At 52.7% G+C, this 25,430-nt stretch carries 28 protein-coding genes; 19 read left to right on the forward strand and 9 right to left on the reverse strand.

The features are described 5' to 3' along the window. Window positions 1-6 precede the first annotated feature (6 nt). Window positions 7-984, forward strand: coding sequence for an aldose epimerase family protein (locus BLP79_RS00750; protein ID WP_090214762.1), 978 nt, complete (start codon window positions 7-9; stop codon window positions 982-984). A 101-nt stretch (window positions 985-1,085) separates the two neighbouring features. After that, entirely contained in the window at window positions 1,086-1,874 is a 789-nt protein-coding gene (locus BLP79_RS00755) for a glycoside hydrolase family 25 protein (RefSeq protein WP_090214765.1), read from the forward strand. A 1-nt stretch (window position 1,875) separates the two neighbouring features. Here the strand turns inward: BLP79_RS00755 and hemC are convergent, their stop codons facing one another. Continuing rightward, complete coding sequence (gene hemC / locus BLP79_RS00760) at window positions 1,876-2,832, reverse strand: hydroxymethylbilane synthase (RefSeq protein ID WP_090214769.1); 957 nt, start codon at window positions 2,830-2,832, stop codon at window positions 1,876-1,878. Between the two features lie 109 nt (window positions 2,833-2,941). On the opposite strand from hemC, the gene hemE reads away from it, so the two are divergent. From hemE to BLP79_RS00815, 11 genes are all read left to right on the forward strand, one after another. Beyond that, window positions 2,942-3,985, forward strand: a complete 1,044-nt coding sequence (hemE, locus tag BLP79_RS00765) for a uroporphyrinogen decarboxylase (RefSeq protein ID WP_090215628.1) — start codon at window positions 2,942-2,944, stop codon at window positions 3,983-3,985. Between the two features lie 18 nt (window positions 3,986-4,003). Beyond that, on the forward strand, window positions 4,004-4,168 hold the full coding sequence (locus tag BLP79_RS19590; protein WP_170830434.1) for a hypothetical protein: 165 nt from the start codon (window positions 4,004-4,006) through the stop codon (window positions 4,166-4,168). Between the two features lie 141 nt (window positions 4,169-4,309). Continuing rightward, window positions 4,310-5,239 (forward strand): ABC transporter ATP-binding protein, encoded by a 930-nt coding sequence (locus tag BLP79_RS00770; RefSeq protein WP_090214771.1) that lies wholly within the window; start codon window positions 4,310-4,312, stop codon window positions 5,237-5,239. Then, window positions 5,236-5,997: an ABC transporter permease gene (locus tag BLP79_RS00775; RefSeq protein WP_090214774.1), complete on the forward strand. Its 762-nt coding sequence runs from the start codon at window positions 5,236-5,238 to the stop codon at window positions 5,995-5,997. Before BLP79_RS00770 ends, BLP79_RS00775 begins: the two co-directional genes overlap by 4 nt. A gap of 238 nt (window positions 5,998-6,235) precedes the next feature. Beyond that, a complete protein-coding gene (locus BLP79_RS00780) occupies window positions 6,236-7,033 on the forward strand; it encodes a S49 family peptidase (protein ID WP_090215631.1) in 798 nt (265 codons plus the stop codon). Window positions 7,034-7,204: 171 nt separating this feature from the next. Further along, on the forward strand, window positions 7,205-8,152 hold the full coding sequence (locus BLP79_RS00790; protein WP_090214780.1) for a calcium/sodium antiporter: 948 nt from the start codon (window positions 7,205-7,207) through the stop codon (window positions 8,150-8,152). A gap of 31 nt (window positions 8,153-8,183) precedes the next feature. Beyond that, window positions 8,184-8,957, forward strand: coding sequence for an SDR family oxidoreductase (locus BLP79_RS00795; protein ID WP_090214783.1), 774 nt, complete (start codon window positions 8,184-8,186; stop codon window positions 8,955-8,957). Window positions 8,958-9,270: 313 nt separating this feature from the next. Further along, entirely contained in the window at window positions 9,271-11,163 is a 1,893-nt protein-coding gene (gene uvrC, locus BLP79_RS00800; RefSeq protein ID WP_090214786.1) for an excinuclease ABC subunit UvrC, read from the forward strand. 84 nt (window positions 11,164-11,247) lie between these two features. After that, the gene (gene pgsA, locus BLP79_RS00805; RefSeq protein ID WP_090215634.1) at window positions 11,248-11,919 is read left to right on the forward strand and encodes a CDP-diacylglycerol--glycerol-3-phosphate 3-phosphatidyltransferase; all 672 of its coding nucleotides are present in this window, start codon (window positions 11,248-11,250) and stop codon (window positions 11,917-11,919) included. Further along, the gene (gene moaD / locus BLP79_RS00810) at window positions 11,919-12,164 is read left to right on the forward strand and encodes a molybdopterin converting factor subunit 1 (RefSeq protein WP_090214788.1); all 246 of its coding nucleotides are present in this window, start codon (window positions 11,919-11,921) and stop codon (window positions 12,162-12,164) included. Before pgsA ends, moaD begins: the two co-directional genes overlap by 1 nt. 4 nt (window positions 12,165-12,168) lie before the next feature. Then, the gene (locus BLP79_RS00815; protein WP_090214792.1) at window positions 12,169-12,615 is read left to right on the forward strand and encodes a molybdenum cofactor biosynthesis protein MoaE; all 447 of its coding nucleotides are present in this window, start codon (window positions 12,169-12,171) and stop codon (window positions 12,613-12,615) included. Window positions 12,616-12,625: 10 nt separating this feature from the next. On the opposite strand, the gene BLP79_RS00820 is transcribed toward BLP79_RS00815, so the two are convergent. The 3 genes from BLP79_RS00820 to ubiA all read right to left on the reverse strand — a co-directional run bounded on the left by BLP79_RS00820 (window position 12,626) and on the right by ubiA (window position 15,820). Then, window positions 12,626-12,940: a hypothetical protein gene (locus BLP79_RS00820; RefSeq protein WP_090214795.1), complete on the reverse strand. Its 315-nt coding sequence runs from the start codon at window positions 12,938-12,940 to the stop codon at window positions 12,626-12,628. Further along, on the reverse strand, window positions 12,937-14,793 hold the full coding sequence (locus BLP79_RS00825) for an OmpA family protein (RefSeq protein WP_090214798.1): 1,857 nt from the start codon (window positions 14,791-14,793) through the stop codon (window positions 12,937-12,939). The genes BLP79_RS00820 and BLP79_RS00825 overlap by 4 nt, the downstream gene beginning before the upstream one ends. 64 nt (window positions 14,794-14,857) lie before the next feature. After that, window positions 14,858-15,820 (reverse strand): 4-hydroxybenzoate octaprenyltransferase, encoded by a 963-nt coding sequence (ubiA, locus tag BLP79_RS00830; protein ID WP_090214801.1) that lies wholly within the window; start codon window positions 15,818-15,820, stop codon window positions 14,858-14,860. Between the two features lie 12 nt (window positions 15,821-15,832). On the opposite strand from ubiA, the gene BLP79_RS00835 reads away from it, so the two are divergent. The 4 genes from BLP79_RS00835 to BLP79_RS00850 all read left to right on the forward strand — a co-directional run bounded on the left by BLP79_RS00835 (window position 15,833) and on the right by BLP79_RS00850 (window position 19,387). After that, a complete protein-coding gene (locus BLP79_RS00835) occupies window positions 15,833-16,558 on the forward strand; it encodes a 16S rRNA (uracil(1498)-N(3))-methyltransferase (RefSeq protein WP_090214803.1) in 726 nt (241 codons plus the stop codon). Continuing rightward, window positions 16,559-17,431 (forward strand): GNAT family N-acetyltransferase, encoded by an 873-nt coding sequence (locus BLP79_RS00840; protein ID WP_090214806.1) that lies wholly within the window; start codon window positions 16,559-16,561, stop codon window positions 17,429-17,431. Continuing rightward, on the forward strand, window positions 17,428-17,955 hold the full coding sequence (locus BLP79_RS00845; RefSeq protein ID WP_090214809.1) for a hypothetical protein: 528 nt from the start codon (window positions 17,428-17,430) through the stop codon (window positions 17,953-17,955). Before BLP79_RS00840 ends, BLP79_RS00845 begins: the two co-directional genes overlap by 4 nt. A 61-nt stretch (window positions 17,956-18,016) precedes the next feature. Continuing rightward, complete coding sequence (locus BLP79_RS00850; RefSeq protein ID WP_090214813.1) at window positions 18,017-19,387, forward strand: glutamate--cysteine ligase; 1,371 nt, start codon at window positions 18,017-18,019, stop codon at window positions 19,385-19,387. 153 nt (window positions 19,388-19,540) lie between these two features. Here the strand turns inward: BLP79_RS00850 and BLP79_RS00855 are convergent, their stop codons facing one another. The 5 genes from BLP79_RS00855 to BLP79_RS00875 form a co-directional block, all read right to left on the reverse strand. Further along, window positions 19,541-20,014, reverse strand: coding sequence for a YHS domain-containing (seleno)protein (locus BLP79_RS00855; RefSeq protein ID WP_090214816.1), 474 nt, complete (start codon window positions 20,012-20,014; stop codon window positions 19,541-19,543). Window positions 20,015-20,412: 398 nt separating this feature from the next. Beyond that, window positions 20,413-21,018, reverse strand: coding sequence for a glycerol-3-phosphate 1-O-acyltransferase PlsY (plsY, locus tag BLP79_RS00860; protein WP_090214819.1), 606 nt, complete (start codon window positions 21,016-21,018; stop codon window positions 20,413-20,415). Then, on the reverse strand, window positions 21,018-22,298 hold the full coding sequence (gene pyrC / locus BLP79_RS00865; RefSeq protein WP_090214823.1) for a dihydroorotase: 1,281 nt from the start codon (window positions 22,296-22,298) through the stop codon (window positions 21,018-21,020). Before pyrC ends, plsY begins: the two co-directional genes overlap by 1 nt. Window positions 22,299-22,342: 44 nt before the next feature. Then, on the reverse strand, window positions 22,343-22,885 hold the full coding sequence (locus BLP79_RS00870) for a hypothetical protein (protein ID WP_090214826.1): 543 nt from the start codon (window positions 22,883-22,885) through the stop codon (window positions 22,343-22,345). A gap of 3 nt (window positions 22,886-22,888) precedes the next feature. Further along, entirely contained in the window at window positions 22,889-23,848 is a 960-nt protein-coding gene (locus tag BLP79_RS00875; RefSeq protein ID WP_090214828.1) for an aspartate carbamoyltransferase catalytic subunit, read from the reverse strand. 138 nt (window positions 23,849-23,986) lie between these two features. On the opposite strand from BLP79_RS00875, the gene BLP79_RS00880 reads away from it, so the two are divergent. Together BLP79_RS00880 and moaB are read left to right on the forward strand one after the other, a co-directional pair. Further along, entirely contained in the window at window positions 23,987-24,739 is a 753-nt protein-coding gene (locus tag BLP79_RS00880; protein ID WP_090214830.1) for a uracil-DNA glycosylase, read from the forward strand. A gap of 88 nt (window positions 24,740-24,827) precedes the next feature. Then, window positions 24,828-25,370, forward strand: a complete 543-nt coding sequence (moaB, locus tag BLP79_RS00885) for a molybdenum cofactor biosynthesis protein B (RefSeq protein WP_090214833.1) — start codon at window positions 24,828-24,830, stop codon at window positions 25,368-25,370. The last annotated feature ends 60 nt before the right edge of the window (window positions 25,371-25,430 follow it).

The raw sequence follows: 25,430 nt of genomic DNA on the forward strand, positions 1-25,430 counted from the left end.
CTGAAAATGCCTGTTCAGACTGTTGCAACTGCGCCTGATGGTTCTGATGTTCATGAGGTCTCGCTTCAGAATGATCAGATGTCTGCACGCCTTTTGACCTTTGGTGCAAGCCTGCGTGATTTGCGACTGGAAGGGATCGAGCATCCGCTGGTGTTGGGGTTTGATGCGGTGGAGGATTATTTCACGCGCGCGGCTTATCTTGGACCGATTGTCGGACCGGTTGCCAACCGTATCCGAGGCGGGTGTTTACCTGTTGGTGGACAGACTCTGCAGCTTGATCAGAACGAACAGGGCGCAAACACGCTACATGGTGGGCGTTTGGGCTGTGCTATGCTCAATTGGCAATTGGAAGACGCGGATGAAACAGCTGCGACTTTTGCGCTGACACTCCCAGATGGGCATATGGGATTTCCCGGTCCCATTACGATCAAAGCAAGATATAATATTCATGGGGCAGGGTTAGAGCTGACGCTGGCGGCTACTTCTGAAGTTGCAACGGTGTGCACACTTGCGCCACATCCTTATTTCAATCTGGATGGGAGCACTACGATTGAACATCATCGCTTGATGGTTCACGCGGATCAGCGCTTGCCTCTGATTGGTGGCTTGCCGTCAGGCGCGCCGGTTCGGGTCGCAAAAACATCATATGATCTGCGCACTCCGCAGCCCGTTCCATTGGGGCTTGATGATCACTTCTGCCTGTCGGACGGTCGCACTCTGATGCGCCCGATCGCCTCTCTTGAGGCTGGTAACCTGCGGATGGATGTGCAGAGCACCGAAGCTGGTTTGCAGATCTATGACGCGGGCGCGATGGATCTGCCCGGTATAGGCCTTGACGGGCGCAGTTATGGTCCGCGTGCAGGGGTCGCGTTGGAGCCGCACGCGTGGGTCGATGCCCCCAACCAACCCTGGCGCGCGCAGGTGGATTTATTGCCCGACGAACCGGCGCTTGCACACACGCGGTTTGAATTCACAAAACTCTGATCGATTTTGCGTAACAATCAGATTTGTTCCCCCTCGACCCTGATTGCAGACGCTCGTTATAGTTGATCTATCCTGTCGTGAGTTGAGTTTGAGGTCGCAGAATGCGTGTGAAGTGGGTTGGTGTTGCTCTGACAAGTCTTTTGATCGCTTGTACGCCCGGCTCACAACCCGCTGATCGTGGAGGGACGACAGGAGAGCAGCGCCTATTTCAGACGCGGTTTGGGGATGCGGACCCGGTTGAATGGAGACGCCGCCCCCCTAGCAGCTATGCGGTGCATGGGATTGATATTTCGCGCTGGCAGGGTGATATCGACTGGAGACGCGCACGTCAGTCCGGTGTTTCGTTTGCTTTTATGAAGGCAACAGAGGGCGGGGACGTGTTTGATCCAAAATTTCGCACACATTGGCGAGCTGCGAAACGGGCAGGTGTGCCACGGGGCGCGTATCACTACTATTATTTCTGCCGCTCTGCGGCGGAACAGGCACGGTGGTTTATACGCAATGTTCCCAAAGATCGCTCTGCCTTGCCGCATGTGCTTGATATGGAGTGGACGCCGACCTCAAAAACTTGTCGCCATCGCCCCTCTCCGAATAAAGTACGGTCCGAGGCACGGATATTTCTGAATATGTTAGAGCGCCATTATGGAAAACGGCCCATCGTCTACACCACGCCGGATTTCTATAAAGATACAGGCATTGGCAGATTGCGCGGCACCGAATTCTGGCTTCGCTCAGTTGCGGCGCATCCAAGCGAAGTTTATCCGGGGCAGAGCTGGAGATTCTGGCAGTACACCGGCACGGGACGTATCCCCGGTATCGCGGGAAATGTTGATATCAACGTGTTTCGGGGTACGCCTGCTGCGTGGCAGCGCTGGTCGCAACAACGCTGACTTAGCGCCAGTCAAAGAACCCCGGCCCAGCCTTCTCTAACAGTTCTGCTGCCATTGCACGACCAAGTGCCGCACCGTCTTCGATAGGGCAGTTTTGATCCGCAGTTATGATTTCCGACCCATCTGGGCGCAAAACCTCGCCTCTAAGTCGTAACACGTTGCCGTCAATTTCAGCCAGCCCCGCAATTGGTGTTTCGCAGGATCCATCCAGAGCCGCCAAGAAAGCGCGTTCCGCCGTTAGGCGCTGGGCCGTTTCAGGGTCATGTAGGGCAGATAATAGATCAGCGGCGTTCATATCGTCACTGCGACGTTCGATGCCAATAGCGCCTTGTGCGATTGCAGGCAGCATGTCTTCTGCAGGCACTGGTGTTGCGGGCACGTCTTTTGCATCTAATCTGTTCAGACCTGCCTGCGCGAGGAATGTACAACTGGCGACACCGTCGTTTAGCTTTTTCAATCGGGTCTGCACATTGCCACGAAATTCAACCACCTGCAGGTCAGGGCGTTTGTGTAAAAGCTGCGCTTTGCGACGCAGTGACGAGGTGCCCACTACCGCGCTGTCGGGAAGATCGCCAATCTGTGTGACGCTTTGTGATACAAATGCGTCTCGAGGATCTTCGCGGGGCAGGAAGGTATCCAGTACCAACCCGTTTGGCTGTTCCACAGGCATGTCTTTTGTTGAGTGTACTGATATATCGATGCGGCCATCGAGCATGGCTTCTTCAATCTCTTTGGTGAACAAACCCTTGTTGCCGATTTCTTTCAGCGGGCGATCAGCCTCAATCATTTGTCGATTGTCGCCGCTGGTGGTGATCACAACAATTTCAAATGCCTCTTCGGGCAAAGCAAAAGCAGCCATCAATCGCAGCCGGGTTTCATAAGCCTGTGCCAGCGCAAGCGGCGAACCACGGGTGCCGATTTTAAGGGGTGAAGCGGGAGAGGGCAGGGTTGGTGTCATAATCGAAGGTCTAATCGCGGCAATTTGCCGTGGCAAGCAATCCGCGACCTACCTTGACAATTTGTCGCTAAAAGAAGACCAGAAGGGGAACAATTTTGAGGTGCCCGACGTGACCACAGCCAATCAAAAGAAACTCCTGCGTGCTCTGGCGGGGGAGGTGCAAGAGGTACCACCGATCTGGATGATGCGTCAGGCGGGACGCTATTTGCCAGAATATCGCGCGACGCGGGCAGAGGCGGGTGATTTCCTGTCGCTTTGCTATAACTCTGATCTGGCGACCGAAGTGACGTTGCAACCGATCCGACGTTATGGGTTTGATGCGGCTATTCTATTTGCTGATATCCTGTTGATCCCACAGGCACTGGGCGCGGATCTGTGGTTCGTGACAGGAGAAGGGCCACGTCTCTCGACGATCACGACTGAGGCGGATTTTGCCAAACTGGGCCCGGTGAGCGATATCCATGAGACCCTTAATCCAATTTACCAGACCGTGCGAAACTTGTCTGGTGCACTGCCAAAAGACACAACTCTGATTGGTTTTGCAGGTGCGCCCTGGACTGTGGCGACCTACATGATCGCCGGGCGCGGGACACCTGATCAGGGCCCAGCACATGCGCTGAAGGCGGAAAATAAGGCACTGTTTGAGGCCTTATTGGCGCGAATTACGGATGCAACGATTGCGTATCTCTCGATGCAGATTGAAGCTGGTGCTGAGGTGGTCAAGATCTTTGACAGCTGGGCAGGCTCTTTGATTGGTGATGATTTCGAAAAATATGCGTTAGAGCCCTGTCGCCAGATCACGGCAGCTTTGAAAGCGCGCCATCCAAATGTGCCGGTAATTGGCTTTCCGCGAGAAGCCAAAGAGAAATATGTAGGTTTTGCCAAAGCAACTGGTGTGGATTGTGTGGCCTTGGACAATTCCGTTGACCCTGAATGGGCTGCACAACATGTGCAGACAGATGGCTGCGTTCAGGGGAATTTGGCGTCCCGACACATGGTCACGGGTGGGCAGGAATTGGTGGATGATACGCGCCGTATCGTACAAGCGTTTGGCAAGGGGGCGCATGTTTTCAATCTGGGGCATGGTATTACCCCCGATGCAAACCCTGACCATGTGCAATTGATGATTGATACTGTGCGCGAGACGCGTTGAGCCAGAGAAGGATAAGCCATGGATTACAAAGCCGCAGGCGCGCCAAAACTTGGCAAGAACAAGCCACGCCATAACGAACACAATGCAAAAGGCTCTGCCAAGAACCCTTATGACAAAGCAGCTGATAAATCATCTTTGTTGCAGCGCATAAAAGCAGCAGCGCAAAAGCCAAAAGCTGAGTAACTCTAAAATCTGCATCCTTTGGTTGCGGGTTTTTTGCAACTCTGCGCTGGTGCACATACTATTGCGCAAGCGCACTGATGGTGTGCTTGTGATGATCTGGCTAGAGTGCGCATAATTCTAGGTGCAAATCACGGAGACGCTATGTCTGCCATCCTATCCATCAACGCTTTGCGCAAGACCTATGAGGGTGGATTCGAAGCGTTGAAGAATGTCACCCTTGAGATTGAGCGGGGTGAAATTCTAGCGCTTTTGGGGCCAAATGGCGCTGGGAAGACCACATTGATTTCAACGATTTGTGGGATAACTACGGCTTCTTCCGGTTCGGTAAAAGTCGGAGGTCATGACATCGTAACCGAGTATCGCGCCGCTCGAAACATGATCGGCTTGGTCCCACAGGAAATCAATCTGGAACCGTTCGAAACGGTTTGGAGCACTGTAAGTTTTTCGCGTGGTTTGTTTGGTAAACCGCGCAATGACGCATTGCTTGAAGATATTCTCAAAAAGCTTTCGCTTTGGGATAAGAGGAAGTCCAAAATTATGGAATTGTCCGGTGGCATGAAGCGACGGGTGCTGATTGCCAAGGCGCTGAGCCATGAACCGCAATTGTTGTTTTTGGATGAACCTAGCGCAGGTGTGGATGTTGAGCTGCGCAAAGATATGTGGAAGATCGTTGCAGATCTGAAGGCGCAGGGTGTCACCATCATTTTGACCACTCACTACATCGAAGAGGCCGAAGCTATCGCAGATCGTATTGGTGTCATTCGACGTGGCGAAATATTACTGGTTGAACACAAAGATACACTGATGGTGCGGCTGGGGCAAAAGCAATTGGAGGTCCAGCTTTCTGCTCCGATTGAAGACGTGCCGGAGGCGTTGTCTGGATACGATCTGACGCTTGCTGCGGATGGGCACGCGCTGATTTACAGCTATGATGTGAAACAAGATCGAACCGGCATTACGGGCTTGCTCAACGCGGTGGCAGAGGCCGGATTGGTGCTAAGTGACGTACAAACCCGCCAAAGTTCGTTGGAAGAGATCTTTGTTGATCTGGTTGCGGAGGATGCAGCATGAACTGGACAGCGGTTGCTGCGATTTACAAATTCGAAATGGCGCGTTTCTTTCGCACGCTGTTGCAAAGCTTTTTATCGCCTGTCTTATCGACCTCGCTTTATTTCGTCGTGTTTGGATCTGCTATTGGAAGCCGGATCCAAGAGGTGGATGGAATTGAATATGGGGCCTTTATTGTACCGGGTCTGATTATGCTGAGCGTGATGACGCAGGGTATTTCAAATGCCTCTTTCGGGATCTATTTCCCCAAATTTATCGGTACAATCTATGAGGTTTTATCAGCGCCAATCAATTTTCTTGAAGTGGTGCTGGGATATGTCGGGGCGGCGGCCAGTAAGGCGCTGTTTATCGGTGTGGTGATTCTTGGCACTGCAGCGCTGTTTGTGGATCTGCCGGTTGCACATCCTGTTGCGATGATCTTGTTTCTTGTTTTGACCAGTCTCAGCTTTGCTCTGCTTGGGTTCATTATTGGGATATGGGCAAAAAGTTTTGAACAATTGCAACTGGTGCCTCTGTTGGTTGTCACGCCTTTGGTTTTTCTGGGCGGTGCGTTTTATTCGATATCTATGCTGCCACCCGTTTGGCAGACGGTGACGTTGTTTAATCCAGTCGTCTATTTGATCTCAGGATTTCGTTGGTCGTTTTTTGGTGCAGCGGATGTGCCCGTACTGGTCAGCCTGCTTGCGATCGGAGGGTTTACACTGGTGTGTTTGGCAGTGATTGGTTGGATTTTCAAAACCGGTTGGCGCATTCGGGACTAACGAATGCATGGTCTATGCACGCGAGGGCTCCCGTCCAAGGATGACAATCTAAATATTGCCCATCCTTCGTTGGGCTTGGCGCCGCACGATGCGCGGCGCGGCCGCTGTATGATGCCACCATCACCGACTTGAGAAGCGTTGCAATTTTACGCCTCAGTTGGGATGTTTTTGCAAATGTGAGGCATTCCATTCGGGTGTGGATCTTGTTTCACCCATGGCGGCATTCTACATGCTCGCTATGAGATATAAATTGCCCCTCTTTAAAAAAGCGCCCTTGGTCGCTGTCGTGCGCCTTTCAGGGGCAATCGGTTCCTCTGGGCGCGGGTCGCTCAACGATGTTGGGTTGGCACCTGTGCTGGAAAAAGCCTTTCGTAAGGGCAAACCCGCCGCTGTGGCACTACAGATCAACTCGCCGGGTGGCTCTCCTGTTCAGAGCTCATTGATTGGCGCACGGATCCGTCGTTTGTCGGAAGAGCTGAGTGTTCCGGTTTATGCCTTTGTCGAAGATGTGGCCGCCTCGGGCGGGTACTGGCTGGCTGCTGCAGCTGATGAAATCTGGGCCGATGAAAGTTCAGTGGTTGGTTCAATCGGTGTTATTTCATCTGGTTTTGGCGCGCATGTTTTCCTAGCCCGTCAGGGAATTGAACGGCGTGTCCACACTGCGGGTGAGAGTAAATCCATGCTGGACCCTTTTAGCCCGCAAAAGCCGGAAGATGTTGCCCGGCTTGAAACACTGTTGGGTGATATTCATGAGGTGTTTAAAACCCACGTAAAGACTCGTCGTGCAGACAGGCTTGCGCAAGATCAGGACTTGTTTACCGGTGAGATTTGGCTTGCGCGTCGCGCTGAAGCGCTTGGGTTGATTGATGGTATTGGGCACCTAAGACCAAAGATGAAAGAGATCCTTGGTGAAAAAGTACGGTTTCGAGTGCATGGTCCTAAAAAATCATTGCTGAGCCATGTAGGAATACGTGTGGCTGAAGATGCCATGACAGCCATCGAGGAGCGCGCATCTTTTGCACGTTTTGGCCTCTGACGTGCTTTTTAAGATTGTAACATTATTTCTGGTGGCGATGGGTGTATTGGCCATGTTTGGAAAATTGCGCTTGCCGGGTCACAAGCACCTGAAATCCGCACGTTGTCCGCAATGTGGGCGATTTAGAATTGGAAAAGGCCCCTGTGGCTGTGGACATGGAGGACGTGGCACATGATGCCATGGCTGTACTCGGCTTTGGGGCTGGTCGTTTTGTTGTTGGCGGGTGATGCATTGGTGCGCGGGGCAGTGAACCTAAGCTTGCGCCTTGGCGTCCCTGCTTTGATTGTAAGCTTAACAATTGTTGCTTTCGGTACTTCCGCGCCTGAGTTGCTTATTGCGATTGAAGCGGTTGATGATCACGCACCTGGTATTGCGCTGGGTAATGTTGTTGGGTCAAATACGGCGAATGTTCTTCTGGTGCTAGGTATTCCAGCCTTGATGACTGGATTGCAGACCAGCCACTGCGACACGCGCAAAAATTATGTCTTTATGATCGTAGCATCGTTGGTTTTTGTTGCGCTGGCTTTTGTTGGCACGTTCACTCTATTCTCTGGCATCGCTCTGCTTGCATTGTTGACTGTTGTGTTGCTGATCGCGGCACGCGAGGCAAAAGCACATCGTAAGATGAGTGGGCAGGCAGATGAGCTGGAAGATATCGAAGAAGCTGATCCAAATATGCCGTATTGGCGGATTGCTATCTATCTGGTTTTGGGCCTCATTGGGCTTCCGCTTGGGGCAGATCTTTTGGTTGATAATGCAACAGTCATTGCGCGCACTTATGGTGTGAGCGAGACTGTGATTGGTTTGACGTTGGTTGCCGTCGGGACATCCTTACCGGAACTCGCCACAACAGTCATGGCTGCACTGCGCCAACAGGCTGAAGTCGCGCTTGGCAATGTGATCGGGTCAAATATGTTCAATCTGCTTGCGATCATCGGTATCGCGACATTCATTGGAGATATACCAGTTGCAGATCGCTTTATGACATATGATTTTTGGGTCATGCTTGGCGCGTCACTTTTGCTGGTGCCTTTTGTTTTCTTCAAAAAGGACATCACTCGGGCTTGGGGGATCGGGTTCTCTGGTCTCTACGTTGTCTACATGGTGTCTTTGTTCTAATCGATTTACATCACTTTTGGAGGGACAGACCATGCGTGCACTTGTAACCGGAGCAGGGCAACGTATCGGTCAGGCGGTGGCAGTTGAACTTGCGCGCCACGGATATGATATCGCGGTGCATTATGCGACTTCTGAGGCGGGCGCAGCAGACACGTGTGCGCAGATCCATAACTTGGGACAGCGTGCTGTCCCTCTGCAAGCGGATCTGCTGGACGAATTGGCTCTGCAGACTTTGCTGCCACAAGCCGCTGACGGGCTAGGGGGACCGATCACCTGTTTGGTTAACAATGCATCCATCTTTGAAGAAGATGATCTGACAACCGCCACGCGTCAGAGTTGGGATCGTCATTTCGGCAGCAATTTACGGGCGCCTTTTGTGTTGACCCAGGCGATGGCTGAACAGGAGCTGACTGCGCAAACGCAGGGAGGTGAGCCCTGTGCCTCAGCACTGATCTTGAATTTTGTGGATCAGCGTGTGCGACGCCTGACGCCTAAGTTTGCGACCTATACGCTCGCAAAGTCTGCGCTTTGGACATTGACGCAAACAGCAGCCCAAGCACTTGCTCCGCATATTCGGGTTAATGCAATTGGGCCGGGTCCGACGCTACAGGGCGCGCGGCAGGCACCTGAAGATTTTAAAGACCAACGTGCGGCTACAATCCTTCAACGTGGTGCGGATTTGGATGATATTCAGTCGGCGGTAAGCTATTTTCTACACGCTAAGTCAGTAACTGGTCAGATGATTTGTGTGGACGGTGGGCAACATTTGGCGTGGGAAACGCCGGATGTTTCAGGTCATGAATAACGCAACTTGGCTGTTAATATTTCGTTAACCGCCACAAAGAATCAACATGCTTTGCTGTTGGTTGCGATTCCGTTACATAAAGTTTCGAGAACGTGAAAGAGGCTTTTTGGATAATAATTTTTCGCTTAAAAACAATACCTTAATTGATTGCCTAAAAATTAATCATTTGAGCGAAACCTCTATATTTCAAGGAAAAATGGCGGATAATCAGAAGATATCATCAGGGTTATCCACAGGATTCGTGGACTTGTTGAGCATTGCGAAAGGCACGCTGATATTGCAGCCTACTTAGACCCAGCCTAAGACTGATTCCATGACAGATACGGCAAATAATACCGACGACGTGACACCGGAAAAGGTTTCCATCCCAACAGGCTACAAGGTTATCCAGCATTATGTAAAAACGCTGGAAACATCACCGGGCGTCTATCGTATGCTCGATGCTGAGAGTCGGGTGTTATATGTCGGAAAGGCTCGTAATCTGCGGGCGCGCGTTAGCAATTACACGCGTCCGGGAAATTCGCCTCGTATCGAGAAGATGATTTCTCTGACAGCTTCGATGATGTTTTTGACCACACGGACAGAAACCGAGGCGCTTTTGCTTGAGCAGAATCTGATTAAGCAGCTGAAGCCGAAATACAATGTTTTGCTGCGGGATGATAAGAGTTTTCCCAATATCATTGTTGCGAAAAACCATGCCTTCGCGCAGATCAAAAAGCATCGCGGCGCGCGTAAAGAAAACGGGAGCTATTTTGGACCTTTTGCCAGTGCTGGCGCTGTGAACCGCACGCTGAACCAGCTGCAAAAAGCATTTTTGCTGCGCAATTGTTCAGATGCGATGTTTGACAGTCGCACTCGGCCTTGTCTGCAATATCAGATTAAGCGTTGCTCGGCGCCTTGTACGGGTATGATTTCTCGCGAAGATTATAATGAAAGCGTCCGCGATGCAGAACGCTTTTTGTCGGGGCGCTCGACCAAAATTCAGGAAGAGCTTGCGGAACAGATGATGGCAGCGTCTGAGGCGATGGAGTTCGAACGCGCTGCCGCCTTACGCGACCGGATCAAGGCGCTAACACAGGTGCAGTCGGTGCAAGGCATTAATCCGCGTGGAGTCGCTGAGGCTGATATAATCGGGCTTCATATCGAAAAGGGCCAAGCTTGCGTTCAAGTGTTCTTTATTCGCGCCAATCAAAACTGGGGCAATCAGGATTTCTACCCGCGCATTGACGCCGACAACTCCCCTGCAGAGGTGATGGAGGCCTTTGTCGGACAGTTCTACGATAACAAAGAAGTACCGCGGCAGTTGATCCTGTCAGATGGGATCGAGAATACTGATTTGATGTGTGATGCGCTCAGCGAAAAGGCAGGGCGTAAGGTTGAAATTCTTGTTCCTATTCGTGGAGAAAAAACGGAGCTGGTGGCGGGTGCTGTGCGAAACGCGCGTGAAAGTCTCGCGCGGAAAATGGCTGAAAGTGCGACACAGGCTAAATTGCTGCGAGGGCTGGCCGAGGCTTTCGCGCTTGAGGGGCCGCCGCAACGGATTGAGGTCTACGACAACTCGCATATTCAAGGTACGAATGCGGTAGGCGGTATGATTGTCGCTGGCCCAGAAGGGTTTGTGAAAAATGCGTATCGCAAGTTTAACATCAAAGGCGATGACCTGACGCCTGGTGATGACTTTGGCATGATGAAAGAGGTGCTGCATCGGCGCTTTTCACGTTTACTGAAAGAAGACCCCGGACGCGACAAAGGGCTCTGGCCTGATTTACTGTTAATTGATGGTGGGGCGGGGCAGGTCAGTGCCGTTGCTGAAATCATGGAAGAGCACGGCGTACAGGATATCCCCATGGTCGGGGTCGCCAAAGGGGAGGATCGGGATCACGGCAAGGAGGAGTTTTATCGCATCGGAGAGCGCCCCTTTGCGCTACAGCGTAATGATCCGGTTCTTTATTTTATCCAGCGCCTGCGAGACGAGGCACACCGTTTTGCTATTGGTACGCATCGGGCAAAACGGGCCAAGTCAATGAGCGCAAATCCTCTTGATGATGTGCCCGGCGTGGGCGCATCACGCAAACGCGCGCTCCTAATACACTTTGGCAGTGCCAAAGCTGTCACACGCGCAGATCTGGCTGATCTGCGGGCGGTGGATGGTATATCTGATGCTCTTGCTGAACGGATCTACGATCATTTTCATGCACAGGGTTAGAGATGCTGTAAGTCTAAGTGTTCTGACGACAAAAGAGCGAAAGGGTGCTTTTCACCACCGGCCAGCACGGCTACTGTGCGCCTCATGCGATGGACGATACCCAATATTCTGACCACACTGCGGCTGCTTGCGGCGCCGGGCGTGGCGATCATGTTTCTTTATTTTGCGCGCCCTTTGGCAGATTGGCTTGCCCTTTTGCTGTTTCTGGGGGCTGCGCTGACCGATTGGTTTGATGGCTATCTGGCTCGCCTGTGGAAGCAGGAAACCAAATTAGGAGCCATGTTAGACCCTATTGCAGATAAGGCGATGGTGGTTGTCGCCCTGATGGTCATCGTTGGGTATTCCGAAGACAACTGGATTCCGTGGCTGGTCCTTCCAGCGACGATTATCTTATTTCGGGAAGTCTTTGTCTCTGGGCTGCGTGAATACCTTGGTGACACGGCAGGCACGTTGAAGGTGACAAAATTGGCCAAGTGGAAAACCACAGTCCAAATGCTGGCCATTGCGGTTTTGTTTGGCAAAGGGATCTTTGAACACTACCTTGGGATGGCAGTTTGGGGGATGGATCAGGATATGGTCGATCAGATCATGACCGGGGCCGTGGAAGATACCCAGTACCTGCGCCTGACCTTTGAGGGGATGGTGTGGAGTGGCCGTTTGGGACTGTGGTTGCTGTGGCTGGCTGCGATTTTGACTTTTCTGACGGGGGCAGATTACTTCCGCAAAGCCCTTCCTCATTTAAAGGAACCTGCGTGATGGATGTTTTATATTTTGCATGGGTTCGGGAACGTATTGGTGAGCCGCGTGAAGTGGTCGAGACCTCTGCGACAACGGTGAATGAGTTGGTGCAGGAACTTGCCGCACGGGAAGAGCGCTACGCTCTTGCGTTTTCTGACCTAACGGCATTGCGCGTGGCTTTGGATCAGGAGCTGAGCGACTTTGATGCCCCGCTTGAAGGTGTGCGTGAAGTTGCCTTTTTCCCCCCAATGACTGGGGGGTAAAGCCATGGATGTGCGGGTTCAGACAGAAGATTTCGACCTAGGCGAAGTTGCAAGTTCATTTTCAACTGGTTTGGACAATGCAGGCGCAGTGGTGACGTTTACTGGTATTGTTCGCGACGCCGATGCCGGCGATATGCTTGCGATGGAGATCGAGCACTATCCGGGCATGACGCAAAAAGCGCTTGAAACCATTACAGCTGAGGCGATTGCGCGCTGGTCTTTGGCGAATGCTTTGGTCATTCACCGACATGGACGTTTAGAGCCGGGCGCGCAGATTATGATGGTCGCGACGGCTGCGCGTCATCGCAAAGATGCCTTTGAAGCTGCAGAGTTTCTGATGGACTTCCTGAAATCACGGGCACCATTTTGGAAAAAAGAAATTCTGAAAGATGGCAACGCGGATTGGGTAGCCGCAAAAGATACCGATGAACAGGCTTTGAAGCGCTGGTAAACTAAATGAACTAGTGATTTAGATGTGCCCGCAGTTCTTCGGTTTCGCGACGTGCATCGCGCAGGCCGTCCATTGCAGCGCGTAGTTCCGCCTCGGTTTGGGCCAATTGATTGGTCAGTTCAGCCTCGCGGCTTTGCAGATAGTGAATGGCCTGATCGCGTGTTTCTTCTGCTTCGTGCAACTCTTGGCTCATCCGGTCCAAATCTGCGACATCGCTTTGATTGACCCGTGTAAAACGGTGAACAAGCCAATTAGAAAACCATCCCATCAGGAAGGCGACAAAGAGAATGATGGCAGTTGCGATAATGAATTCGGGACCGTTCATTGGTCAGTGGCCTCCAGAGCGGTTGTATCAGGGGGAGTTGCGGGCTCTTCGGCTTGGATCAATTTAAATTCGATCCGGCGATTGGCTTCACGACCCTCTGCTGTGTTGTTGTCTGCGATGGGCTGGGCTTCGCCGTAACCACGCGCTTCGTAGGTCAACGTCGGAACACGACGGGCGCGCAGGGCGTTTAAAACAGATTCTGCACGGGTCTGGCTCAGTTCTTGGTTCATGGCCTCGCGGCCCTGACTATCAGTATGGCCTTGGATTTCGATCTTTAACTCACCGCAGCGTTTCAAGATATCAGCAATCTGGTCGAGCGTGTCTTTACTGCCAGTCGCAACGGTCGCAGATCCAGGCTCAAAGGTGATCTTGGCATCGGATTGCACTTCAACCAATGCGCGGGCGCAGATTTCAGGGGTGAGCGGTTGATCTTCGGGCAATGGGGGCTCTTCGTAGGTGATCGCCAGCTCATAGCTTTCGGCCTGCCCAAGGCGTTCCGAAAAGAGGCGTGCAATCGCTGCAGACGCATCTTTGCGGTAGCTCATACCACGTATAGTGACACTGTCCGGTAACACAGTGACAGAGCCACGTTCTAACATAGAGAGTGCCTGCATCGCTGCAAGAATGCGTACCGCCCAATCCGCGGGGAGATCGTCGACCTGCCGAGTTGCATTGTGCACCTGTGTCGTTCCGAACCGCGCTTGGGCAAAACTGTTGGTCATTCGGCTTTGTGTACTGTCTGCCACTCGTCCGCGCAGTTGTACCTGTCCTTCTGGGCTGAGCGTTGCTGAGAATTCAGGTGTCTCTTCACTGGCTTCCTGCGTTTCAGGCAAAATGGCGTGAAGCGCAAAAACATTAGGAAGGCTGTTTTCCAGTTCACCGACCGCGCGATCAAAGGCGGCCTGACTGGTGCCTTGCGTGGCCACAAGTGTGATATCCGCGTTTGCGAGCGTCACGGTCCCACTGCCCAGCTCAGCAAGCTTTGCAAGGCTCAGTTCAACGGCGCGCGCCCAATTGGGAGAGGGAACACCCATACCGATTGTACAATCAGCTTGCCCCGTCAATCCGGCAGATTGTGCGGCTCTTAAAATACGGGCGCGACTGGCTTCGGTTTCGGCTGAACAGGCATCAAATTGTCCGCCGTTTTCGGTGAGCGAATACCGCAGTGTAAAGGGTGTGATGACAGGGCGTGGTGCAGCAATATCTAGGGTTAGGTGCAGTCCAGCAGGGGTCATTCTATTGAGGCGTCGTTCCAATCGCGATTTTGCCTCTGTGCTTTCGGTGATCGCTGTGATTGCGACGGCATGAGGGGTGACCGAAATCTTTGCACGCGGCAGCGATTTAAGCGCCTCCATTCCAAATTCCATTGCTTCAGACCAGCCACGTGGTGCCGCATAGGCCGCCGGTTCAAGAAAATCTGCAACGTTTTCGGAGCCTGCGATTGTATGGAGGTCAGCCACCATCGCATCACGGTTTGTAGAGGCCGGGACCAGCCCGATGACAGATATCCCTGCGTCGTTGCGCAAGATTTCAGCTGAAAACTGTGGTGGTGCAATGCCTTTTGAGGGCACAACAGCCATCTGATCAATGATCCGGGAGACATCCACCAGTTTTCCAATTTCGGATGCTGCAGCAAATCGGGCGGCTTCATCAGGTGCAGTGCCTTCCAAAATCACCCGTAAACCATCGGCGGTCACTTCAGCCCAATCAAAACTTGCACTATCCAACGACGCGCGGACCGCAAATTCTGTACTGCTTTCAACACCGTCCAATGCAAATTTCGCGACAACCAAGCTCAACGCAGCGGCGGCGGCAAAGCTTACACCAGTCAAAAGCAGAGATTTCAAACGCATCGGGTACTGGTATCCTGGATCATCACTTGCATGCGGTAATAAACACAGCGCTGAGATTGATCAATCAAGCGAAGACCGCAGCAATCAAGAATATCAGCGGAATCAAGCCGGTGTTACGGTTGACGCGAAAAATCTTTAGCAAGGTTAAGTTGTCATCAGGGTTAAAGCGTCGCAATTGCCATGTCATATGCCACCCCATGGCCCATGGCCCGATCAGTGCGATCAGCAACGGCAATGGTGTTTCGCGCCCATTGAGCGCCACGAAGACAGCAATCGCCATGAAGGAGACGGTGAGAAGCAAAAAACGACGTAGCCAGCGTGGAGAGTTTTCCGCAAACAGACGCGCAGTGGATTTCACGCCGATCAACGCATCATCTTCTGTGTCTTGATGGGCATAGATCGTGTCGTAAAATAAGGTCCAGCTGATCCCTGCGAGATACAGGAACACAGCAGGCCAACTCAGGCTTCCGGTATGCGCGACCCAGGCCAGCAAAGCGCCCCAATTCAGAGCGATCCCCAAAAACAGCTGAGGCCACCAGGTGAATCGTTTGGCAAAAGGGTATATAATCACCGGCAGCAGCGACAATACGCCCATAAGGATTGCCGCAGTGTTGAAACTGAACAGGATCAACGCGCCCAGCAAGGTTTGCAAACCCATCCAGAGCATGGCGCCTTTGACGGTGACCTGCCCAGATGGAATTGGGCGCGAACGTGTTCTTTCGACTTTACCATCAAAATCACGGTCTGTGATGTCATTCCAAGTGCAGCCTGCACCACGCATGAGCCAGGCTCCGGCGGCGCAGCTGACAGCGATCCAGAGATCGTTCCAGCCCACGTTTTGATCCCACAGGATGGCGAGCGCGAGTCCCCACCAACAGGGAACAAGCAGCAACCAGGTTCCGATTGGTCGATCTGCCCGGCTGAGACGCAGATAGGGGCGGCTCCAGATCGGGGCGACTGTGTCGACCCAATTGTCTTTTACCGCATCTGCGACCTGACCATCTGGTGTTGGGGCGTTGCCTTGCATATGTAAGCTCTCATGAGTGCAAAAGTCAGACTGTATGTAGAGCACCCTTTGGGGGCAGGGCAATCGGTTCCTTTAGACCGCGATCAGGCGCATTACCTCTTTGGAGTCATGCGTTTGCAAGCTGGCGCGCGCGTTGCGTTGTTTAATGGGCGCGATGGGGAATGGCAGACGGTAGTGGTGGACGCCGGGAAACGGAGTGGGCTGCTACAATGTGAAGAGCAAAGCAAACCCTTGCAGATGCCGCCTGATCTGTGGCTGTTATTTGCACCCATCAAAAAGGCACGGACTGATTTTATCGTAGAAAAGGCTGCAGAAATGGGTGCGGCGCGGATCTTGCCGGTAGGAACTGATTTTACGAATTCCGAGCGTATTCGCCGAGACCGATTGCAGGCCCATGCAGTTGAAGCTGCAGAGCAATGCGGTGGCACCTTTGTGCCCGAGGTGGATGACCTGCAAAAACTGTCGCGCCTGTTGGATCACTGGCCGGATGAGCGCCAGTTGATGTTTTGTGATGAAGCAGAGGTGGGCAATGCGCTCGAACTTTATGGCCAACAGCATGAAAATGCACCTTGGGCTATACTGATCGGCCCTGAAGGTGGCTTTTCAGAAACAGAACGCAAACGCTTGCATGCGATGGCGCAATCTCATGTAGTCAGTCTTGGGCCACGAATCCTGCGTGCGGATACGGCAGCAGTCGCGGCGATGACACTCTGGCAGAAAGCCTTGGGAGATTGGTAGATGGTTTGGCGCTTGGCAGAACAGGGCGATTTAAGCTGGATACAGGACTTTCTTATGCAGCACGCGCAAAGTTCCATGTTTTTGCTCAGCAACCTAAAGACTCACGGTCTTGGCAGTGATGCGCCGCGGGCTTTACGGGTGTGGACCCAAGAAGGGATCCATTCAGGGGTTTTTGCAATCACAAACGAAGGCATGGTTATGCCACAGGCCTCTCATGCGAACGAGGCAGAGTGGCGCGCAGCGGCCGGTCTGGTGGCGGGCAGAACAATTATCGGAGTTCTTGCCGAGGCTCATCAGGCGCGTCAGTTCCTGAAATATGCGAGCCTTGGACATCACCCTTGTGAGGTTAATCGGGATGAGCCGGGGTTCGCTCTGGACCTCAATGATCTAGATGTTCCCAATGTTGATGGATTGGAACTCCGCCCACTGGCGCAAGCCCCACGTTCATTGATTGTGAAGTGGCGCCGTGATTATAATGTCGAAATTCTTGGCGCTCCTCAGGCCGAGGCCGGAACGCGAGCCGAAGCCGAAGTATCTGGCTTTCTCGCTAGGGAGACACATTGGGCGCTCTATCGAGGTGCAAACCCGGTTTCAATGTGTGGAATCAATGCCCAAGCGGGACCAGTGGTGCAGATTGGCGGAGTATACACACCGCCTGATTTGCGCAGTCAGGGGTTGGCGCGTTGTGCGGTTGCCTTGATGCTGCGACATTTGCATCATGAGGGGGCGCAACGCGCGGTTTTGTTTGCTGCAAGTGATGCGGCAGCTAAGGCTTACACGTCACTGGGGTTTCAGCGAAACGGCAGCTATGCGCTTGTCGTGTTTGCAAGCCCCACGCATGAGAAAACAGCCACTGTGGAGAAATGCACATGAGCTTTATTCGCCCAGAAGCCCGGGCAGCGCTTTGGCGTTGGCGTGAGCTGATTTTTGCAGCTGCCTTGGTGGCGCTTGGTCTGTGGTGGGCGGTTGGCTCTTTTGGAGTTTTACGTTGGATCGGGTGGGCTATTGTCTGCCTTGGCGTATTGTTTTCTGTGGTCGCGGGACAGCGTTTTCGGTTCCGTTTGGGAGCGGGCGGACCAGGCCTTGTATCGGTTAAAGAAGGGCAAATCACTTATTTTGGCCCACTCTCTGGTGGTGCGATTGCTTTGTCAGAAATGAATAGCCTGCAATTGGATCATACTGCAAAGCCGTCACATTGGGTGTTAGAGCAGTCCGGGCAACCGCCGCTGGCTATCCCAGTGAATGCTCAGGGCGCAGATGCTTTGTTTGATGTATTCTCGACGCTCTCAGGCTTGAAAACGGAACGTATGTTGACTGAGCTTCATAGCAGCGGCGATCACCATGTCGTGATCTGGGAGCGCAATCCCAGCAGAGCTGCGCATCACAGGTTGCATTGACACTGGAGGCGATTCCGCCCACCACAATACTTCAAAGACAGACACAGGACGGAGTACCCAGATGTCCATCCCACAATCCGGCGGCGGTCCGATTGAACGGCACGAACAATTGGCGGAATACCTGGCTTCCGGGTGCAAACCACGGGACACTTGGCGCATTGGCACAGAGCATGAAAAATTCGGCTACTGCAAAGATACGCTGAAACCCTTGCCCTATGAGGGGAAACGTTCAATCCTCGCGGTGCTTGAAGGGTTGCGCGATACCTATGGCTGGGCACCTGTCACCGAAGGCGGCAATCTGATTGGCCTTGAAAAAGACGGGGCAAACGTCAGTCTTGAACCCGGTGGCGCTGTCGAGCTCTCTGGTGCGCCTCTGGAAACCATTCACGAGACCTGTGATGAGGTGAATACGCATCTTGCCGAAGTCAAAGAGATCGCTGACAAGATTGGCGTTGGCTTTATCGGTCTTGGCGCGGCTCCCACATGGTCGCATGACGAGATGCCTTTGATGCCCAAAGGCCGTTACCGTCTGATGAATGACTACATGGCCAAGGTGGGCACGATGGGGCGCGATATGATGCGCCGGACCACCACCGTTCAGGTCAATATCGATTTTGGTTCTGAAGCAGATATGGTGCAGAAACTGCGCGTTGCCTTGGCTTTGCAGCCAGTTGCAACTGCACTGTTCGCAAATTCACCTTTCTTCGAGGGAAAGCCAAACGGTCACAAATCTTGGCGGAGCCGGATCTGGCGCAGTCTGGATGACAGCCGGACCGGCATGTTGCCCTTTGTGTTTGAAGAAGGGTTTGGGTTTGAGCGCTACGTTGAATACGCGCTCGATGTGCCGATGTATTTTGTCTACCGCGACGGTGTTTATATTGATGCGCTGGGCATGTCTTTCCGGGATTTCTTACAAGGAAAGTTGCCAGCCCTTCCCGGTGAGACGCCAACCCTGAGCGATTGGGCCGATCATCTTACGACAGCCTTCCCAGAGGCGCGGATCAAGAAATATATGGAGATGCGCGGTGCGGATGGCGGCCCATGGCGGCGTTTGTGTGCCCTTCCTGCATTTTGGGTTGGTCTGACGTATGATCAAACGGCACTTGATGCCGCTTGGGATCTGGTAAAAGGCTGGGATGCCGAAACGCGGGATAAACTTCGTGTCGCGGCCTCAGTCGATGGGCTTCAAGCGCAAGTTGGATCTCTTAACATGCATGATCTCGCACGCGAAGTGGTGGCGATTTCGCAATCGGGCTTGAAAAACCGTGCACGCCCTGGTGCGGGTGGTTTGGTACCTGATGAGACCCATTTCCTCAATGCATTGAGCGAAAGCATCGAGACTGGCAAAGTCCCAGCAGATGAGTTGTTAGATCGTTACAATGGGGATTGGAGCGGGGATCTGTCACGGATCTTTGCTGATTACAGCTACTGATCTTTCCAGCAGATCTAATTTAAAACAGTTAAAGCGGCTTTCGATAGGGGGCCGTTTCTTTTTTATACTCACGCGTGTTATTTGTATGAAAAACCGGTGGTACCAAAGGCACCACCGGTCCACACAGTTCCAAAATAAGGAGATCTGTACGTCTTAGTTCTGCAGGTCTGCAGGTGCGACGTCTTCGATTTCGTCCCACTGAACTTCTGCACGCTCGATGAAGCCTGGAACGTCGCCTTCCCAACGTTCTTGAATGTCTTTGGACAGGTTCAAGTAAAGAACGTCGTCAACGATCTTCCAGTAGTTTGGATCACCATCAAATTTGAAGCCCATTGCGGTACCAAAGGCGCAATAACCGCCATATGCAGGCAGGTAAGCTTCGGGGTTCTTCTCAAATTCTGCTTTGTTTTCTTCTGATGCAAAACGGTACATAGCGTCGTTGTGCAGCGTGGTAATACGATAATCGCCTTTGGTAGGCTCACCTACAGTAAAATATGCAACTGGGTCATAACCTTGCATTGCCAGGCCAGTAGAAGACGCGTTCAATTCAACGCCTGCTGCCAGTGCGGAAGTTGCCAGCGCAACAGACAATGCGATGCCGCCGAGAAGTGATTTAGCTTTGTTCATATTGCAGGTCCTTTTCATCCACCCATAGGTCGAAAAACAACCTTTTATATGGGCATTTGGTTTTGAAGTGCGGTGCGCTGTGCCCGACACAAAACGGAATTTGGGGAGTCTGCTCTCTGAGTTCAAAACAACTGATTGTGATTGTGCAAATTTAATCAGCGAGTGTGCATGGTTTCCAATCAAAAAGTAATTGTACGGGAAATCATTCCAGTTTTTGATCTTATTTACACCTTGTATAGTTTTTTTTGTCCTCTTTGAGGAAGTAATTCTGTACCAATTGTTCAAATTAAAAATATTCTAAACTCGTATGATGTTCACGGATACAAAGGATTGAGCGCTAACCTGCAGGGAAGATGACAACACAGGCGGTGCGAGATTTAAAGATGCACTTGTATTCCTCACTTCTGCCCAATGCGTGGTTCTGTGCCGTCGCTTAAGCGTGCGATGTTTTCTTTATGGCGCAGAAAAACCATCAGTGCCAGAATAATGGCAAGGCTCATCAGTGAGCTAAATCCTAGAAGAAAAGCCCAGACTGCGCTGCTTGCTGCGGAGATAAGCGCACCTAACGAAGAAATGCGACTGATGGCAGCAGCAACCAGCCATGTTGCGCAACAGGCGATACCAACGGGCCAGGCCAGCGCGAGTATGAGACCTAAGAACGTTGCAACACCCTTGCCACCTTTGAATTTTAACCAAATAGGGAAGCAATGGCCTATGAAGGCGGCCAGCCCTGCCAATTGCGCGGTATCCTCACCTGCAAGAAAACGCGCCAGCAGCACCGCCGCTGCGCCCTTACCGCCATCCAAAAGCAGTGTCAGCGCCGCAGCGGCTTTGCTTCCTGTGCGCAGAACGTTGGTCGTGCCAATATTTCCCGATCCAATTTCCCGTAGATTGCCAAGGCCCATTGCTTTGGTAAGCAGCAGACCAAATGGAATTGAGCCAAAGCCATAGCCGATAACGGCCCAGAGTATAAGAATAGGGAGTGCAGTTTCAAAAACAGGCATCAATCTCTCGCATATACAGAATGACCAGCAACAAATGTTGCAAGCACTTTGCCCTGCATCCGGGCTCCATCAAAGGGGGTGTTTTGCGATTTGGAGCGTAATTTGAAGCGATCCAGTACAAAAGGTACATCTGCGTCAAAAAGCACCAAGTCCGCCGGTGCGCCTTCTGCAACACGCCCAGATGCCAGCCCCAGACGTTGGGCGGGATTGTATGACAAGGCCTTGAACAATGTGGGTAAGTCTAGAAGGTCAGAATGATAAAGGCGCAAAGCGGCGGGCAACAGCGTTTCAAGAGCAACAGCGCCTGCTGCGGCTTCTTCAAATGGCAGTCGTTTGCTTTCCTCGTCTTGCGGGGTGTGCATCGATGAAATGGTATCAATAAGCCCGCTGCGCACAGCATCTACGACAGCAAGACGGTCTTCCTCTGAGCGCAGGGGCGGTTTTACTTTAAAGAACGTTCGGTAATCTGCGACATCCAATTCGTTCAACGTCAGGTGATGGATTGAAGTGCCTGCCGTGATATCCAAGCCGTTGTTTTTGGCGCGTTGCAGCGCAGGCAGGGCGCGTGCGGTGGTGATTTGGTCCGCGTGGTATTTTGCCCCTGTCATTTCGAGCAGGGCAATATCCCGGTCTAGTCCCATGCGTTCGGCCATTGAAGACACAGCCGGAAGCCCGCGCAGGACTGCAAATTTTCCGCTGGTGGCAGCAGCACCTTTGCTAAGGATCGGCTCTTGTGGGTGGGCGATCACCAAGGCACCACAGGAGCGGGCATAGGTCAGCGCGCGGGTCAGCACTTTGGTATCACTGACAACATGGTCACAATCGGTAAACGCCACCGCGCCTGCGTCTTGTAAAAAGCCGATTTCTACCATCTCGCGGCCTGCGCGCCCCTTGGTGAGTGCTGCCATTGGCAGCACGTTCACCGGTGCATCCGCCTGCGCCCGCCGGGTGACAAACTCCAACCCTTCAGGCGTGTCGATCGCAGGTGTTGTATCGGGACGGGTGATAATGGTTGTCACCCCTCCCGCAGCCGCAGCGAGTCCAGCTGATTTATAGCTTTCTTTGTGCCGCTCTCCGGGTTCGCAGACTTTCACGCCGATATCCACGATGCCAGGAGCGAGGTATTTTCCCAGACAGTCAATCACTTCAGCCTCTTTCGGGGCGGGCGCATCTGCGGGCAGAACACTGTCAATAACCCCGTTTTTCACCAGTAAAGCGCCGGGGCTGACGGTTCCGGCCTCTGGGTTGATGACGCGGGCGTTTGTAAAGAAAAGGGTCATATCCGGGGCTCGTTTCAAGACAGAAAAAGACAGGGGCGGTTGGGTCAGAACAAGAGGCTGAAAAGCCCTAGTGCAATCAGTGCCATGACAAATCCAAACAGTGTGGCACCAATACGCCGGGCTTCCGCGCGGGCTTGTCTGGGGGTGGTTTTCTTTGGTTGCGGCATGTGCGGTTTGGCTGCAGCTGGCGTTTCCATCGCCCTTGCACTCCATTTTGCTGTTTCTTCAGAAAATGTTTCCACCAGCGTTATGCAAGGGGAGAGAGTCAGATCGCAGGCTTGTCCCTCAAAGGCGCGGCTGCGGATCGCCATCATGGCACCTGACAGCGTGTTGAGCCTCGCAGTATCCAGATCGCTTCGTGCAATGCCACAACCCTCACTCAGGTAACCTGCAAGTCCAAGGCCTTCTAGATCTTTGGTGTGAAACACATCCACTTGTGCCATATCAAGCGTGTTGATCTGTAAAAGCTGCGCAAGCGCGCCCGGCTCATCTCGCAGAAACGCGATTTGTTCAGGGCGCATATCCAAAGCAAACAGACGGACACGTCCGTGCTCTTCAGCGGAAATATGGATCGCGTCCTTGGTCATTTACTATTTGGCCTCACCGCGATTTCGCAGATTGCGTGCCAAAAGATCCATGGCTGCCATACGCACTGCGACGCCCATTTCCACCTGTTCCTGAATAACAGAACGATTGATATCATCCGCAATCGTGCCATCGATTTCCACGCCGCGGTTCATCGGGCCAGGATGCATCACGATTGCATCTGGTTTGGCCAATGCCAGTTTTTCTGCGTCCAGACCGTAGCGATGATAATATTCTCGCTCAGATGGGATAAAACCGCCGTCCATGCGCTCTTTTTGCAGGCGTAACATCATGACGACATCCACATCCTGAAGGCCTTCGCGCATATCGTCATAGATTTCCGCGCCAAATTCCGAAAATTGACTTGGAACCAGCGTCGGAGGGCCAATCAAGCGAATACGGTTTTCCATTTTGCCCAGCAGGATCAGGTTAGACCGCGCCACCCGTGAATGGGCAATATCGCCACAAATCGCGATGTTCAGACGGTGCAGGCGGCCTTTGGCCCGCCGAATGGTCAGCGCATCCAGTAGTGCTTGTGTTGGATGTTCATGACGGCCATCGCCCGCATTCAGGACAGCGCAGTTTACCTTTTGTGCCAACAGATCCACCGCACCAGAATGCGGGTGCCGCACCACCAATAGATCGGGATGCATCGCGTTCAATGTCATCGCCGTATCGATCAGGGTTTCCCCTTTCTTGATCGAAGAGGCCTGCATGGCCATGTTCATGACATCTGCACCCAGACGTTTCCCGGCGATTTCAAAGCTGGCCTGCGTGCGGGTCGAATTTTCAAAGAACATGTTGATCTGCGTTAGTCCCTGCAGGGCGTCCGCATGCTTTTCGGCCCGACGGTTCAGATCTACATAGCTATCCGCAAGATCAAGGATTTCGGTGATCTCAAGCGGGTGCAAAGGCTCGATCCCCAGAAGGTGGTTCTGGCGAAAATAGGTAGGGGCAGATGTCATGGGTGGGCTCCGCTGGCTTTGCGCCCTTATAGGCGTGCAGGTTCGGCCCGGCAATGTTGTGTTTTATGGAATTTCGTTTTGATTGGAGGAGGCATGCAAGTGGTTTTCCTCAGGGCGCGGGCGCGGTAGTCTGAACCTATGGAATCGGCATTGGATTATTGGAGCGCGCGCGCGCTGTTAGAATGGCAGATGGAGCTGGGCGCGACGGAAGCTTTGGCTGACGCGCCAGTGAACCGCTATGATTTGCAAGCTGCAGCGCCCAAACCCGCGAAACCAACCGCACCTGAAATTCTTCGGCCACAAGAGATTGACCCTGTTGCTGAGGCCAAAGCTTTGGCAGCAAAAGCGATGGATCTGCAGCAGCTTCGTGTTTTGATGGAGCGTTTTGAACACTGTGATCTAAAAAAAGGCGCGAGAAATCTGGTGTTTTCCGATGGCACACCCGGTGCACGGGTAATGATCATCGGCGAGGCCCCGGGACGCGATGAGGATTTACAAGGCAAGCCATTTATTGGCCGCGCAGGGCAGTTGCTGGATCGGATGCTTGGCGCTATCGACTTAAGTCGCTCTGACAATGTGTATATCACCAATGTCTTGCCCTGGCGGCCGCCACAAAATCGGGATCCTTTGCCTATTGAAATTAATATGATGGTGCCATTTCTGGAGCGCCATGTCACCTTGGCCAAGCCTGATGTCTTGGTTTTGATGGGGAATATCAGTTGTCAGGCGGTTCTCGGAAAACGTGGGATCACCCGTATGCGGGGCAATTGGGGTCAGGCGTGGGGAAAACCGGTATTGCCAATGTTCCACCCAGCCTATCTTTTGCGTCAACCTAATCAAAAACGACAGGCTTGGGCTGACTTACTGGAACTAAAAGCGCGTTTGGTCTAAGTTTTTAAGGAAAGACCATTGCGAGTGGTGACGGGATTATCAATGAAACCACGGAAATACTGGCTGGATATTAAAGCGGAGTTGAGCAATGTCACGCATGGATGATGCGAAAGAATTTATACCCGTACGCATTGCGATCCTGACGGTTTCAGATAGCCGCAGCCTTGCGGATGATCGTTCGGGGCAGGTGCTTGTTGATCGGTTGCAGGCGGCAGGTCATCAATTGGCGGATCGTAAAATCTTAGCTGACGAACGCGCCGAAATCGCGGAACAGCTGCGTCGTTGGGTGTCTGATCCAGATGTAGATGTCGTGATTTCCACCGGTGGTACGGGTTTGACAGGGCGCGACGTCACCGTAGAAGCGCACCGGGATGTCTATGAGAAAGAAATCGATGCTTTTGGAACGGTGTTTACCATCGTTTCTATGCAAAAGATTGGAACAAGCGCAGTGCAATCGCGTGCAACAGGAGGAGTTGCAGGTGGCACCTATATGTTTGCGCTGCCGGGAAGTCCCGGCGCTTGCAAAGATGGATGGGATGACATCCTATCAAAACAGCTCGACTATCGGCATCGCCCCTGTAACTTTGTTGAAATCATGCCCAGATTATCTGAACACCAGCGACGGAAATAGATCTGTTTGGCGTGTAACGTCGTAATCTCTGTAACAAACATCAGGGTTTGCGTGCCGCAT

Origin of the sequence: Epibacterium ulvae (assembly GCF_900102795.1) — a bacterium.
Taxonomy (GTDB): domain Bacteria; phylum Pseudomonadota; class Alphaproteobacteria; order Rhodobacterales; family Rhodobacteraceae; genus Epibacterium; species Epibacterium ulvae.

Bases quoted from the DNA above. Each gene is read 5' to 3' on its own strand.
- BLP79_RS00750 (WP_090214762.1), top strand. From the start codon at position 7: ATGCCTGTTCAGACTGTTGCAACTGCGCCTGATGGTTCTGATGTTCAT.
- BLP79_RS00755 (WP_090214765.1), top strand. From the start codon at position 1,086: ATGCGTGTGAAGTGGGTTGGTGTTGCTCTGACAAGTCTTTTGATCGCT.
- hemC (WP_090214769.1), bottom strand. From the start codon at position 2,832: ATGACACCAACCCTGCCCTCTCCCGCTTCACCCCTTAAAATCGGCACC.
- BLP79_RS19590 (WP_170830434.1), top strand. From the start codon at position 4,004: ATGGATTACAAAGCCGCAGGCGCGCCAAAACTTGGCAAGAACAAGCCA.
- BLP79_RS00770 (WP_090214771.1), top strand. From the start codon at position 4,310: ATGTCTGCCATCCTATCCATCAACGCTTTGCGCAAGACCTATGAGGGT.
- BLP79_RS00775 (WP_090214774.1), top strand. From the start codon at position 5,236: ATGAACTGGACAGCGGTTGCTGCGATTTACAAATTCGAAATGGCGCGT.
- BLP79_RS00780 (WP_090215631.1), top strand. From the start codon at position 6,236: ATGAGATATAAATTGCCCCTCTTTAAAAAAGCGCCCTTGGTCGCTGTC.
- BLP79_RS00790 (WP_090214780.1), top strand. From the start codon at position 7,205: ATGATGCCATGGCTGTACTCGGCTTTGGGGCTGGTCGTTTTGTTGTTG.
- BLP79_RS00795 (WP_090214783.1), top strand. From the start codon at position 8,184: ATGCGTGCACTTGTAACCGGAGCAGGGCAACGTATCGGTCAGGCGGTG.
- uvrC (WP_090214786.1), top strand. From the start codon at position 9,271: ATGACAGATACGGCAAATAATACCGACGACGTGACACCGGAAAAGGTT.
- pgsA (WP_090215634.1), top strand. From the start codon at position 11,248: ATGCGATGGACGATACCCAATATTCTGACCACACTGCGGCTGCTTGCG.
- moaD (WP_090214788.1), top strand. From the start codon at position 11,919: ATGGATGTTTTATATTTTGCATGGGTTCGGGAACGTATTGGTGAGCCG.
- BLP79_RS00815 (WP_090214792.1), top strand. From the start codon at position 12,169: ATGGATGTGCGGGTTCAGACAGAAGATTTCGACCTAGGCGAAGTTGCA.
- BLP79_RS00820 (WP_090214795.1), bottom strand. From the start codon at position 12,940: ATGAACGGTCCCGAATTCATTATCGCAACTGCCATCATTCTCTTTGTC.
- BLP79_RS00825 (WP_090214798.1), bottom strand. From the start codon at position 14,793: ATGCGTTTGAAATCTCTGCTTTTGACTGGTGTAAGCTTTGCCGCCGCC.
- ubiA (WP_090214801.1), bottom strand. From the start codon at position 15,820: ATGCAAGGCAACGCCCCAACACCAGATGGTCAGGTCGCAGATGCGGTA.
- BLP79_RS00835 (WP_090214803.1), top strand. From the start codon at position 15,833: ATGAGTGCAAAAGTCAGACTGTATGTAGAGCACCCTTTGGGGGCAGGG.
- BLP79_RS00840 (WP_090214806.1), top strand. From the start codon at position 16,559: ATGGTTTGGCGCTTGGCAGAACAGGGCGATTTAAGCTGGATACAGGAC.
- BLP79_RS00845 (WP_090214809.1), top strand. From the start codon at position 17,428: ATGAGCTTTATTCGCCCAGAAGCCCGGGCAGCGCTTTGGCGTTGGCGT.
- BLP79_RS00850 (WP_090214813.1), top strand. From the start codon at position 18,017: ATGTCCATCCCACAATCCGGCGGCGGTCCGATTGAACGGCACGAACAA.
- BLP79_RS00855 (WP_090214816.1), bottom strand. From the start codon at position 20,014: ATGAACAAAGCTAAATCACTTCTCGGCGGCATCGCATTGTCTGTTGCG.
- plsY (WP_090214819.1), bottom strand. From the start codon at position 21,018: ATGCCTGTTTTTGAAACTGCACTCCCTATTCTTATACTCTGGGCCGTT.
- pyrC (WP_090214823.1), bottom strand. From the start codon at position 22,298: ATGACCCTTTTCTTTACAAACGCCCGCGTCATCAACCCAGAGGCCGGA.
- BLP79_RS00870 (WP_090214826.1), bottom strand. From the start codon at position 22,885: ATGACCAAGGACGCGATCCATATTTCCGCTGAAGAGCACGGACGTGTC.
- BLP79_RS00875 (WP_090214828.1), bottom strand. From the start codon at position 23,848: ATGACATCTGCCCCTACCTATTTTCGCCAGAACCACCTTCTGGGGATC.
- BLP79_RS00880 (WP_090214830.1), top strand. From the start codon at position 23,987: ATGGAATCGGCATTGGATTATTGGAGCGCGCGCGCGCTGTTAGAATGG.
- moaB (WP_090214833.1), top strand. From the start codon at position 24,828: ATGTCACGCATGGATGATGCGAAAGAATTTATACCCGTACGCATTGCG.